Origin of the sequence: Acinetobacter junii (genome assembly GCF_018336855.1) — a bacterium.
Lineage (GTDB): Bacteria > Pseudomonadota > Gammaproteobacteria > Pseudomonadales > Moraxellaceae > Acinetobacter > Acinetobacter junii.
Genome location: NZ_CP059558.1, coordinates 1,365,466 through 1,377,450, shown reverse-complemented (window position 1 = coordinate 1,377,450; position 11,985 = coordinate 1,365,466). Strand labels below are relative to the sequence as shown.

General features: G+C 37.4%; 11 protein-coding genes. 2 read left to right on the top strand and 9 right to left on the bottom strand.

The genetic code is table 11. The features are described from left to right. Nucleotides 1–73 precede the first annotated feature (73 nt). The 3 genes from H2677_RS06550 to H2677_RS06540 form a co-directional block, all read right to left on the bottom strand. Nucleotides 74–898 carry an SDR family NAD(P)-dependent oxidoreductase gene (locus H2677_RS06550; protein ID WP_004953592.1) on the bottom strand — a complete coding sequence of 275 codons (825 nt, stop codon included), beginning with the start codon at nt 896–898 and terminating at the stop codon, nt 74–76. 36 nt (nt 899–934) lie between these two features. Then, a complete protein-coding gene (locus H2677_RS06545) occupies nt 935–1,909 on the bottom strand; it encodes a metal-dependent hydrolase (protein WP_017395081.1) in 975 nt (324 codons plus the stop codon). 299 nt (nt 1,910–2,208) lie between these two features. Continuing rightward, entirely contained in the window at nt 2,209–3,168 is a 960-nt protein-coding gene (locus tag H2677_RS06540) for a metal-dependent hydrolase (RefSeq protein WP_004953589.1), read from the bottom strand. Nucleotides 3,169–3,656: 488 nt separating this feature from the next. Between H2677_RS06540 and H2677_RS06535 the strand changes: the two genes are divergently transcribed. Next, on the top strand, nt 3,657–4,274 hold the full coding sequence (locus H2677_RS06535) for a TetR/AcrR family transcriptional regulator (RefSeq protein WP_004953586.1): 618 nt from the start codon (nt 3,657–3,659) through the stop codon (nt 4,272–4,274). Nucleotides 4,275–4,311: 37 nt separating this feature from the next. On the opposite strand, the gene fdhD is transcribed toward H2677_RS06535, so the two are convergent. The 4 genes from fdhD to H2677_RS06515 all read right to left on the bottom strand — a co-directional run bounded on the left by fdhD (nt 4,312) and on the right by H2677_RS06515 (nt 9,708). Further along, nucleotides 4,312–5,100, bottom strand: a complete 789-nt coding sequence (fdhD, locus tag H2677_RS06530; protein WP_212639428.1) for a formate dehydrogenase accessory sulfurtransferase FdhD — start codon at nt 5,098–5,100, stop codon at nt 4,312–4,314. Nucleotides 5,101–5,145: 45 nt separating this feature from the next. After that, nucleotides 5,146–7,554 (bottom strand): FdhF/YdeP family oxidoreductase, encoded by a 2,409-nt coding sequence (locus H2677_RS06525; protein ID WP_212639427.1) that lies wholly within the window; start codon nt 7,552–7,554, stop codon nt 5,146–5,148. A 227-nt stretch (nt 7,555–7,781) separates the two neighbouring features. Then, nucleotides 7,782–8,780: a putative solute-binding protein gene (locus H2677_RS06520; RefSeq protein ID WP_212639426.1), complete on the bottom strand. Its 999-nt coding sequence runs from the start codon at nt 8,778–8,780 to the stop codon at nt 7,782–7,784. A 22-nt stretch (nt 8,781–8,802) separates the two neighbouring features. Further along, nucleotides 8,803–9,708: a metal-dependent hydrolase gene (locus tag H2677_RS06515; protein ID WP_212639425.1), complete on the bottom strand. Its 906-nt coding sequence runs from the start codon at nt 9,706–9,708 to the stop codon at nt 8,803–8,805. A gap of 109 nt (nt 9,709–9,817) precedes the next feature. On the opposite strand from H2677_RS06515, the gene H2677_RS06510 reads away from it, so the two are divergent. Further along, complete coding sequence (locus H2677_RS06510) at nt 9,818–10,825, top strand: AraC family transcriptional regulator (protein ID WP_212639424.1); 1,008 nt, start codon at nt 9,818–9,820, stop codon at nt 10,823–10,825. 79 nt (nt 10,826–10,904) lie between these two features. Here H2677_RS06510 and H2677_RS06505 read toward each other — a convergent pair whose 3' ends face one another. Then, the gene (locus H2677_RS06505; RefSeq protein WP_171265895.1) at nt 10,905–11,078 is read right to left on the bottom strand and encodes a cbb3-type cytochrome oxidase assembly protein; all 174 of its coding nucleotides are present in this window, start codon (nt 11,076–11,078) and stop codon (nt 10,905–10,907) included. A gap of 44 nt (nt 11,079–11,122) precedes the next feature. Then, nucleotides 11,123–11,941 (bottom strand): thioredoxin domain-containing protein, encoded by an 819-nt coding sequence (locus H2677_RS06500; protein WP_212639423.1) that lies wholly within the window; start codon nt 11,939–11,941, stop codon nt 11,123–11,125. Between the last annotated feature and the right edge of the window lie 44 nt (nt 11,942–11,985).

Genomic DNA, 11,985 nt, shown 5'->3' with positions numbered 1-11,985 from the left:
TTTAACTGAAATAAGCATTAATTAACCTAAAAAAAGCTTATCTCAGTAATTAAAATCTTTTCCTAAACAGGTTTTATTTCATTAATCGGTATGATGTACCCAAGAATTTTGCATATAAATTCGGAGCAGTACGTTTCATTAACCAGAATAGTTTTGCGTCAATCTGAGGGATGGTATAAAGCTGATCTTTATCCAAACGATCTAATGTCAGCTTGGCAACTTTGTCACTGGTCGTGAAGGCCAAGTTTGTCAGTGCATAGTCCAAGATACCCTTGTGCGGTACTTTTCCGTTTTTGATGATATTGGTCGGCACCAATGTTGGACATAACACATTAACTTTGATGTTATGTTTTCTCAATTCAGCTGAAAGCGTTTCAGACAAAGCACGTACCCCAGCTTTAGTCACGTTATACGCTGTCATTTCAGGTGCCGCAGTATAAGACGCTGCTGAAGCAACATTGATAATTGCACCGCGACCAAGTTGTTTAAACTTTGGTACGAAATAGTGACAACCATGAATCACGCCCCATAAGTTAATATCTGAAACCCATTTCCAATCTTCCAGAGAGGTTTCATCAAACTTACCACCCAATCCAACACCAGCATTGTTGATCACAAGTGTTGTTGGGTGTTGCATAAGTTGTTCTGCTTGGTCAGCAAGCTTTTCAACTTGTTTAGCATTTCCAACATCGCACTTTACTGCAAAAGCTTTTGAACCCAATTGCTCGATTAAGGCAACCGTTTCTTTTGCTGCATCCAAGTTAATATCGGAGCAAACCACAGTCCCGCCACGCTTTGCCAGTTCAAGTGCAAAACTACGACCAATCCCACTTCCCGCACCAGTTACCACTGCATATGCGTTTTGGCTTGGTTTGGCTTTCTTTCCAAATAATTTCATATTTGTATTCCAAAATATTGTTTCAGCTTGACCAAGTTATGCAGATGCTGCACGAACAGGTGGCACAAATTCTTTTAAGAAATAAGGTGATAACAAACCTGTTTCTGGATTTAATAAACGCTCTTTGTAATATTCCATGTATTTTGTAGTGTCATGGTCGTTTGGATGGAAGCTTGGACGTAAATATTCCAAGATATGCATAAAGCTACTACCAAATACACCTCGTTCACTACCGAATAACAAAGCTGTACTTTCTAATACATCTTTCATATAACGTGGATTGATCAAATTACTTGGCTTACGAATAAATGGCATCAAGTAACCACCTAAAGAAACACCACCTAAAATGGTTAAACTTGCAAGTAAGAATCCCGTGATACGAACCCAGTAATCGCCCGATAACTCTAGAAACACATCATAAGCAATATCTTTATGCTCTGATTCTTCGAGCATGTGCCACATCCACATCGCACGTTGTCTTTCATCTTGCGAACCAAGTAAATATTCTTCATGCTGCATCATAAATTCAGCGAGTACAGCGGTGTAATGCTCAATACCTGCCATCAAAGATAGCTGCATAGAGTGCGGTAGTTTATAAATTCCGTACTCAAACACTTTATCTGCAATCGCACGAAGTAATTCGACTGGATAACCATTCTCTTTGAGAACTTCATCATTGAATTGATTATGAATTTTTGAGTGAATTGCTTCTTGACCAATTAATGAAGTCAATCTTTGTTTCAAAATCGGATCATTAATAAATTCACGATGGTGACGAGCTGTCTCAATGACCACATCCTCACCAAAGGTTAAGAAAATCGATAAAGCATGAAAATAAGAAGTCGCCAACTCTTTATTTAAGAAGAACTTCTGATCCAACTCAGCTGGATTAAATTTGAAATCAAAATGACGAATAGGAATTGGAGCCTTGTTCGCTAAATTTTGGACAATGCCTTGATATTTAGTACTAAGTTTGTCTGAAAATACATTTCGAATAACTTGAGCGACCATCGCTTGTCACCCACAGAGAGAGTAATATAAAAATTAATAGCGGCACATCCAATGAAATGATCAAATTGTCTTTAAGATTATTTCTGCAATTTGAAACATCTCAGCTCTTAAAAAATTTCTAAGAATGTTTGTGCCAAACATTATCTCGATAAAATCTAATACTGGTCTTTATCAAGATATTCGATGCATAGTGCACTAGCAAAATATGACCAACAAGAACCAAATTGCTCATAACGAATTGATCATTTTTGCCACTCGAAAACGATAATTCACTAGCGCACTGCATCGCTTTAAATCAATCAAGCTGCCTGAACTTTAGGTGTAAACTCCTTCACAAAGAAAGGATGTAAAGCACCGCCTTCTGATAACAATTTTTTCTCGTAGTATTTAAAATATTCTGACGCATCATGATCGTTAGGATGGAAATCTCTGCGCAAATAATCAAAGATTCGAGCCTGAGTACTACCGAACACACCATCTTTAGGACTAAAGATTAATTTCACACCACGTCGAGCATCTTTCCAAAACTTCGCCGTTAACATTTCTTGCGGTTTACGCAAGACTGGAACTAATGTTGCTGAAAATGGAATCAACCCAAGAATCGTGAAATATGCAAGGAAGAATCCTGTAACACGTAACGCATAATTACCATTCAATGTTTGATAAACATCATAAGCAACATCCTTATGTTCAGACTCTTCAAGCATGTGCCACATCCACAAGGCACGTGTCTTTGCATCATCAGAAAAATAGAAGTTCTGCTCATGCGCCATCATGTATTCTGCTAACACGGCCGTGAAATGCTCGATTCCAGCCATTAGAGAAAGTTTTAATGGTTGTGGGAATTTCAAGAAAATATGATCAAAAAACTTTTCACCAAGAAAACGATACAAGCGCACTGGATAATCAAGTTCAACAATTGCGTCATTAAATTCATTGTGTAATTTAGAATGAATCGCTTCTTGACCAATCAAAGAGGTTACACGTTGTTTTAAAATAGGATCTTTGAGCAAATCACGATGGTGACGTGCTGTTTCAATCACTAAGTCTTCACCATAAGTCAAGAAAACAGAAAGCGTTGCAAAGAAAATCGTTGCAAACTGGTTATTCATATAGAATGATAAATCAATCTGTTTACCTTCAAATCCGATTGCCAAGTGTCGAATGGGTATGCTCTTTTTACTCGCAAAATCGATTTGCTCAGTTATTGGGTTGGATTTAAATAAACTCAAACCTTTGTTCAACGTGCTGCTAATCATGGCTACACCTACCTACTTCACTTGAGCGTCATTTGCCCTTTAATATTCTTTGGATTAGGTTCATCTCTTTTCGCCACACTCATTCTTTTTTAAGTTACGAAAAAAGATTCGGGAGATTTTATTGAACCTAGTTCCCTACTAGAACAAATGTAAACCGATCTTATGTTCGGATTCAATTCGGGTAAAAATGAAGATTTTTTATCCTATATTTTTCTAATATTGATACGACTCAACAAGTAATCTCAATCATAAAAATCCACAGCAATTAAAATTAAAAACAATAATTATCATTAATTTAAATAAAACATAATTAAGAAAAAATAATGAAATAATTTTATTTATCTTATCTAAGCTGGTGTTTATTACAAATTCAAAAGAATAATTTAAAAATTAGTAATTATTTTTGTTCGGATTAATTTAATAGAACTTTCATGAGATATCAGGGCATGCTAATCTGACAATATGTTCGGATTTTATTTTTCACTGAAATGGCTACTCGTAAACCTCGTCAAAATCGCTCAAAAGTTACTGTTGATACTATCATCGAAGCAGGTTTTATCGCTGTTGCTGCCAATGGAACCAGTGGAACAACGACCCGTCATATTGCTGATATTGCTGGAGTAAGTGTAGGTTCACTTTATGAATACTTTAAGAATAAAGAAGAAATTTATGATGCGATGGCCAAATCTTTTGTAAAAGAAGTATTAGATATGGTGAAAGAACTTACTCCTATCATCGTGGAAATGGAGCTTGAACCATTGTTTCAGATGATCTTTTATACGTTCCGAGATTTGCTCACACGCGACAATGATCGTTATCTTATATGTCTACGCTATGCCACAGAACTTAAATATGAACGCTATATCGGACAAATTGAAATGGCGTTGATGGAAGTGCTCATGAAATATATGATGCGCCATCCTCGATATCTAAAAGTTAATAATTTGAGCGTTACAGCCTATATCAGTATCAACAGCAGTATCTTTAACGTCGCTCGTCATCTCATCTTACCTAACCCTCAAATTAGCTTTGATGAAATGGTTAAAGGTTTAAGTACGATGATTATTAGCTATATCGAAACAGAGTTAGCAAAAGCTGAGGCATAAATTATTGATTGCCTTTAAAAAGTCTAGATATTGATAATTATTGGCTATATAGAACAAACTTATCCCCACGACAAAAACTGGCTAGAGTTAAATTTAATTTTTTTGCCATCTCAATCGCCATACTGGTTGGAGCAGAAATCGTTGCCAGCAAAGCTATGTTGTATTGGGCGCATTTGCGAATCAGTTCATAACTGGCACGACTGGTCATCACAACAAATCCATCTCCGACATCTAACTTTTGCTCAGCCAAATAGCCAAGCAATTTATCCAATGCATTATGCCGACCGACATCTTCAAATAAAGCAATAATTTGTCCATTAACAACCCAAGCTGCTGCATGAGCACCACCTGTAAGTTCACTGATTGTTTGTCTCACCTTGAGTTGTGCCATCGCACTTGGAATTTGATTTAACCAAGAAGGCTTTAAACGTGTAGAAATGCTCGGAAGATCTAAATAGAGTTGCTTCAGGCTTTCAATTCCACATAACCCGCAACCTGTGCGACCCACCATCATGCGTCGATGTTGTTTTAAAGCTATAAAAGCACGTGATGAAATCGTCATCTCTATTTGGATTCCAAGTTCATTTTGATTCATTTCAATTGCATATAGCTCATTTAAACTATTTATAATACCTTCAGAAAGACTAAATCCTTTTGCAAAAACTTCGAGATCAGCGGGTGTCGCCATCATCACTGCATGAGAAATACCGTTATAAATCAATGCAACAGGATATTCTTGAACAATATAATCCATTTCATTTTCAGACGTATTCTGATGAAAACGATGTACCTCTACAGTTTCATAGCCTAATGTATCTACCACCACAGTATTTAGTCTCCCAATCAGCTCAACAAGTATCAAATTTATTCACTAGAGATTGCTTACACGTTGATTTGCTAACTCAGGTTCAACTTCTACAGCCAAGTTAAAATGCTCAGGTGCTTTTCCAGCATGTAGTATCACAGGCACACTTTTTGATGCAGGAATTTTTGCCTGTTTGTCATGGCTACCGAGTGCGACCAATGGATTAGTCTCTGGATAATATGCAGCCAAACTGCCCACAGGTATGTTATATGGCACGATGCGAAAACTATGCACAATTCGTTTAACACCATCAGAGAATACACTTTCAATATCGACCCATTGATCTCCCTCAAAGCCTGCCGAATCGATATCTAACTGATTCATAAACAGCACTCGTCGTTGACCAAAAACACCTCTATATCGATCATCAAGTCCATATAAGGTTGTGTTGTATTGATCATGCGATCGAGTGGTCATTAAGGTATAAACTTTTTGTTGAGTATACGCGGCTGCATATTGATGTTCGGTATCTTCATACACTTCCGCCAAAGGGGTAATTAAAAATTGTGCTTTGCCACTTGGCGTATTCCAAACATGTTGATTAGCTGGATGTTCTAAATGGAAACCTCCTGTTTGATAAACACGTTGATTGAAATCATGGAATTCATCAAATACATCTGCAATCGAATCACGAATGCGATCATAACTTTCAATGTACCATCGCCATTTGACTTGACTCGTTGGTAATACTGCCTCAGCCATGCGAGCAACAATATCAGGTTCCGATAAGATATTTTCTGAGATTGGAGGATTGCGTCCTGCTGATAAATGCACATTACTCATGGAATCTTCGACAGAAATTGCTTGAGGTCCATGAAGCTGTTGATCAACTTCTGTCCGCCCTAAACATGGAAGAATTAAGGCATCTGCACCACACACCAAATGACTGCGATTCAACTTTGTTGCAATATGAACGGTCAAATTACATTTGCGTAAAGCCTCTTGTGTATACGGCGTATCAGGTGTTGCAACTGCAAAATTCCCACCTAAACCAATAAAGACCTTTACTTGACCCTCATACATTGCTTTGATGGTATCAACCACACCATATCCATGTTTTCGTGGTGATTGAATGCCAAAAACTCGATCGAGACTATCAAGTAACTGCTCACTTGGGTTTTCGTTGATACCCATCGTCCGATCGCCTTGTACATTACTATGACCACGAACTGGGCATAGACCTGAACCAGGTCGTCCAATATGCCCTCGAGCCAACATCAGATTGGCTAACATATGAATATTGGCTGTACCGTGACGATGCTGAGTAATTCCCATCCCCCAACAAAAAATCGCGGTTTTAGCATCTAAAAACATTTGTGCAATTGATTCCAAATGTTCAGGTGGAAGCCCTGTGTATTTATGAATTTGCTCCCATTCTGTTCGATCAACCTCAGCGATCATCTGCTCAAAACCAACCGTATTTTTTTCGATAAAGCTTCGATCAAATACGCTAGATTTGCCTCGCGCTAATGCTTTTTTATCCCATTCAGATAAATGCTTAAGGACCCCTAAAAGTAATGCGTAGTCCCCACCAATTTTAGGTTGAAAATAATAACGACTAATTGGTGTACTGCTGTTAGTCATCATCTCCAAAGGCGCTTGTGGGTCTTGGAAACGCTCCAAACCACGCTCTTTAATTGGATTAATTGCGACAATATTACCTCCCCGTTTAGAAACTTCTCTTAAAGTTGCTAACATTCGAGGATGGTTAGTTCCTGGATTATGACCAAAACTAAAGATAGCATCAGCCTGATCAAAATCATCTAGAATTACAGTGCCTTTCCCTAAACCGATCGACTGCTTTAATCCCACACTGGTGGTCTCATGGCACATATTCGAGCAATCAGGGAAATTGTTGGTTCCAAAGCTTCTTACAAATAATTGATATAAAAAAGCTGCTTCATTACTGGTACGTCCAGATGTATAGAAAGCCGCTTGATTGGGGTCATCCAGTGCTTGGAGATGTTTTGCAATCAGCTTAAAAGCTTCGTCCCAACTGATCGGAATATATTTATCTGACACGATGTCATATCGCATAGGATCAGTGAGGCGACCTAAATCCTCTAAATAAAAATCACTCTGCTCAGATAGCCAACTCACAGTATGTTTTGCAAAAAATTCTGGTGTTACTGTTTTACTAGTTGCCTCAAAAGCAACAGCCTTTGCACCATTTTCACAAAAGTTAAAGGCATGAGTATCTTTTTTTTCAGGCCATGCACAACCTGGACAATCAAAGCCTGTCGGCTGATTAATGTTTAATAGTGTGATTGAACCTTTTTTTAGAACATCTTGACGTTTTAGGTTACGTGCAACGCTAAGCAATGCACCCCAACCTCCAGCGGGTTGAGTATATGGCTCTATACGCGCATAACCTTGATTTTCTTGCTTGTGGATGTTTTGTTCTGAATTATCCATTTTGCCCTCATTTGAGCTTTTTTTTGTATATTGGAGATAGAATTATCACGAATTGAGATTCTTTTCTATTTATGATTTGTCGGATTCAGTTTGTTTTATTCTAATTTATGCATAGAAAAGCCTACTTTCTGTAGGCTTTTGTTTTTTTAAAGTAGATTCAAAAATTCTTATTATTCTTGAATCCTCTAGAGACTATCAGCTACCACATGAATAATTAGTAGTTGTAATTATTCCCCACTCAAAGAACATTCGAAATTAGTACGTTCCACCGTACAACGGGCACGCTTTAGTACACTCATCATCGTACGGTCATATACGCCTAATTTAGTCAGTTCGATGCGTCCATCGCGCAACATTTGCTGATAACGGCGTTTATCATCAGCTGATAAGCTACGTTTATATTTTGTCGGTATTTCCGACTCCAAACGAGCAATATTCGTAAAATTCTTATTCAACTGTTGAGTTGCCCAAGCTCGTGATTTGAGCCCAAAGCCTTGAGGAAATTTGTTCGGTCGAATAATAATATCACCCGTTAAATTAACCACGGGGAAGTTAAACATCGCCCCATTTACACTAATACCTTTTTCAATTTCTAAAGGTTTATATGCATAAGCAGGTGCAGCAATCACATCGACTTGATTTTGATTAAACTTTTTTGCAAAGTCTGAAATTTCAGATGGCACACCAACCAATTGCAAACGCTCTACAATCATCTTTTGTGCTTGATCATAATGTAAGTAAGCAAACTTTTTCCCTTTACCCTTTTCGATCGTATCAATATTTTTATCCCGTACAAAAACATAAGCGAGTCCGATTTGGACAATCACCGCAACCTCATACTTATCGCCATCCATTTCTGTAACTAGGCGATTTCTATTGCGAGGATCAAGTACATAAGTAATTGCTTTTTTGGCAATCGAATTATTCGGCACGGCACCCAGCGCATCGATTGAACCTGCGAATTTATTATATTTACGTGCTCGCATGGAGGTCATGGAAACACCATCACATTTCCCAGCATCAAAATCATTTTGCGCTTTAGCTTCATCTTGATAAGGGATGAGATTCATATCCACTTTCCATGCTTTGGCTGCCAAAGCCCACTCCTCGACGGTTTTATATGATTCTCCTGCTTTACCCTGCAAATCAAACACACAAATATCTATTTTTGCTTGTACTGATTGAAAGCCCAACATCAAGGCAATCAATAGAAATCCTTTTCTCATTTTATTTCCTATTGAATTTCAGTTAATTCATTAACTTTTTATTGTTTGCGGAATTCATTTCATTTTTTAAAATTCCGTACTCACCAAATAACTTTTCTCTCCACTCATTCAACAACTGACAAGTGTCATGCTGACTTGGATGAAAATTAGGTTTAAAGAAATCTAATAATTGTGGAACGATTCCCTGAAACATACCGCCACGTCCCCAAAAATGCTTAATACCACGCCAATTTTTGGTGATCGAAAATAATCGTTTGTCATGAGCCAATAAACGTCCATGAAACCACAAGAACATGAATGCCAAAGTGAAGGTCGTTGGAATCATCATTAGGCTGCGCTCAAGATAGTGCCCTCCAATTTGTTGATACACATCAAAAGCCACTGTTTTGTGTTCATTTTCTTCTAAGGCATGCCATAACCATATTTTTAAAATTTCTGGATCAGCCAAGCGATGCATATGATCAGCTTTCAAACAATACTCAGCAATGATAGCCGTGTAATGCTCTAAACAAACGGTGATCGCTAATTGCAGTCGATGTGGAGCGTATTCTTGTATTAAGGACAATAAATTTCCTACATCTCGGTCCAAATGATCCATTGGATAGCCTTGTGCAGCAAAGAACTTATTAAATGAAACATGCTCTTTACTATGCATAGCTTCTTGACCAATGAACCCTGCAATTTGAGCTTTTAAAATATCGCCTTGTACTTGGTTGCGATAATGTCGTACTGACTCAACGAAAAAAGATTCTCCTTTTGGAAATAGTGCAGAAAATGCAGCCCAAAAAGTTGTCATATAAGCATCATTGGCATAGCCATTGATTGGTGCCTTAGAAAAATCAAAATCCATACGTCGTGGTGGAATATTGACCTGAGCGCCAAGTGGTTTTCTACTGCTTTGTTTTTGAACTGTATCTAAATGCGCCATCACTTTTCACCCTCTAACCAAGAGACTGCTATTTTTCCTAGAAAAAACTTGTGACAATAGTTCAGAATATGTCAACTTATTATCATTTCCCGACACACATGGGCACTTCATGCAAATCACAACCAAATACAGGAACACTGTACCTGGAACATACATCGCATTGATTGCGGATGTTGTGACGCGTTGGAATGTCACAAAAGAAGAATTATTAAATGGCACAGGGATTGAACAAGCGAAGCTATTGGAACCTATGTGGCATGCTGATTTTGATCAGACAATTCATATTATTGATCGAGCGTTATTGCTCACAAAGGCACAACCATTTGCTTTTGGTTTTTATTTAGGTATGCAGATGACTGTGACTTGCCATGGACTTATCGGTTTTGCAGCACTGGCAGCTCAAGATGTACATGATGCCTTAAAAATAGCTCAAGAGTTTATTGCGCTACAGTCAACCATACATAAAATTAAATTAAACACTGATGATGAGTTTGCGTATCTATATTTTGAACAAACCACACCATATCAATACGATGAGGTGATTCAAACTGCTTTATTACTTGGTTTCGTACAAATGGGGCAAGCAATATCAGGTCATAAACTAACAGGTTTTGCTGACGTGCAATTTGAGCGTCCAGACTATTTTGAAGAACTCATGCACTTATTGCCTGGAGAGGTTCGATTTAATCAATCTTCAACCCGACTGGTTTTTAACAAACAAATTTTAGAGATTCCACTACCAACTGCTGATCCAATCACTGCTCGTCTAATGCGAGAACAATGCAAAACTCAATTACGCAATTTAATTAAACACTCAACCTTTAGCAGTCTTGTTCAAGACTTGGTTTACGATGAAGTCTTAGGAATCAGCTCAATCACGGAGATCTGTGAGAAACTTCAAATTTCAGAACGTACCATGCAAAGAAAACTCGCAGATGAACAAACGAACTTTAGAGATATTGTGGAGCAAGTCCGCTGCAACAAAGCAATCATGTTGTTAAGAAATCATAACCTAAGCTTAAACTACATTTCAGATCATTTAGGCTATACCAACATCACTAATTTCTCGCGTGCATTCAAAAGATGGACAGGCAAGTCTCCTCGCCGATATTCATAACACGTCTAAAAAAGCTTACTGTTGGACACAACGTCGGCAGTAAGCTTGAGAAAATATAAGTGATTTACAATGTCTAAGTTCATTCAGTTGATGAATGAACTGATTGAATCTTTTGAATATTCTGCTTCTGTTGTGACGGCATATAATCTGGTTGATTACTGACCGCAAGGAAGAAGAAAACTAAAAATAAGCAACCAAGTAAAATACTGATACCAACTGTTAAGTATGGAAACTTTGATTGTTGCTGAGACATATTGCCTACTCCTATTCAAATACAAGTATTCGGTTCTAAAATCTTTAAATTATGGATAAAGTTTTATAACTTGATCCATTTTGGATATGGGTCTGCATGTATTCGGCATAGACTGATAATTTTTCAAAAATATGTTCCGAATAAAACATGTCTTCAATCAAATGAGCTGCTTGTACTTCACTAAGTTGACTTATTTGTGCAATAAGTTTTGCGTTTAAAGATGAAAACAATGTACAAATATTTCGATGGAAATCATCTTTGTTTTTAAACAACAATTTCCGAGTATTTAATATTTCATCCTTTACAATACTTTCTTCACAAACTGTCTGAATGACACTAATCTTTACACTTAAGAAATCCTGCAACTGTTGAAGTTGGTGATGATTCATCGCTGATGATGTGATCAGAAAAATTTGCGAAATATCTGATCGACAGAGTGCTTTAACCAAGTTTCTAAATAGAAAGTCCTCTTGGTTTTTGGGTTGATCGACAACATCTACATAAACTTTCAGACTTTGCAGCAAATCTACGACATTCAACTTCACTCTTTTTTCTGCCTGATAATATTGATTTAATATCTTTAAAATCGAAGATGAATTGAACGTGGTATAAATCACAGGCTGATTTAAATTGGCAAGCACAAACGGCGCAAATAAATATGCTAAATTTTGGTCATTCTCATAAATTTGAGTTTGCACAATGTAAGTCACTTTCTCTTTAGCAAAACTTCTCAAGACTTTTGCTCTTAATAAAGTCGCTTCAAGATTCACATATTCAAGTTGTAATTCTTCCTTAATCAGTGATGAAGGCATACTGTCTTCAAAAACTGCTGTCATCGCATTAAGTTCTTTGGTCACAAACATCGAATACGCCCTGTCAAATCGAAACACTCTTTAGAACCATATAC